The sequence below is a fragment of the Mesorhizobium sp. M0045 genome, assembly GCF_040323385.1.
Classification (GTDB): Bacteria; Pseudomonadota; Alphaproteobacteria; order Rhizobiales; family Rhizobiaceae; genus Mesorhizobium.
Genome location: NZ_JAMYUY010000071.1, coordinates 1 through 887 on the forward strand (window position 1 = coordinate 1; position 887 = coordinate 887).

The following is an 887-nucleotide window of genomic DNA, read 5'->3' on the forward strand; positions in this document are numbered from 1 at the left end:
AGCGCAGGAGTATGACGCCCAGTACTGCCACCACGACGCCGACGAGCAGCGAGGACCATCCGGCTCCCAGGCCGGCGCTCGCCAAAGCAATCACCAGCGCCTGCAAAAGCACCATCAGGGCGGCAAGCAGGCAAATGACGCCTCCCATTACCTCCACGGCGCCGGCGCCGGCCTTGCTTAACTTTTCTGACATTTCAGCCCGCAACAGCCTGCTTTCGGTTTGAAGCAGTGTTGTGACCTGCTGTGCCAGATCGCTGACAAGGGTTGTCAGGCTGCGAGTGTCCTGGTTGTCAGTCATGGGTTTCGCTCCAGGCTTGCATTGGCCCAGTCATCGCCGGACTGATCGGATCCTAACGGGGCTGGTTCAACTGGCTCTGCCGATCGCCATCCCGACTCATTCGAGCTAGGACCCGTCTCGGGCGCCCGGCCTGTTCCCGACTGGCCCGGTGCTCCGGTTTGGGCAGAGGGTGGCGAGCTCTTGATGAACCGCCCCAAAGCCAGGCCTGCCAATACCGAGCCGGCGATCAGCGCCCCCGAGTTTTCGCGGCCGAACGACTGAATTTCGCCAAGCACCTCGTCGAACGGTTTATCCTTCAGGGACGAGGAAAGCCGCTCGAGCCCGCCTGCGGCGTCAAGGGCGAATTTCGAAGCGGTCCGTTGATCATTGTTGGCAAGATGCTCGCTTGCCGCGCGCAAAGCGCCGCTGAAGGCCTTGAGACTGGCGCTCATGTCGCGCTGCGTTCCCTCCGCCTTGTTGAACAATGCTTGCTTTGCTTCCGATGCGTAATCTCCGGCTTTCCTAGTGATCTCGTCACGCGCATCGTGGAGCGCTTCCGTCGCGGTCTGCTTTTCCCGTTGTAGTCTTTCCGAAAGCTCGCTTCTGGCTG

At 61.3% G+C, this 887-nt stretch carries 2 protein-coding genes; both read right to left on the reverse strand.

What is annotated here, in order from left to right:
* Positions 1 to 298, reverse strand: a 298-nt coding sequence (locus NKJ72_RS30905; protein ID WP_352480800.1) for a phage holin family protein, incomplete at its 3' end; no start/stop codon positions are given.
* Positions 295 to 762: a hypothetical protein gene (locus NKJ72_RS30910; protein WP_352480801.1), complete on the reverse strand. Its 468-nt coding sequence runs from the start codon at positions 760 to 762 to the stop codon at positions 295 to 297. The genes NKJ72_RS30905 and NKJ72_RS30910, both read right to left, overlap by 4 nt.
* Between the last annotated feature and the right edge of the window lie 125 nt (positions 763 to 887).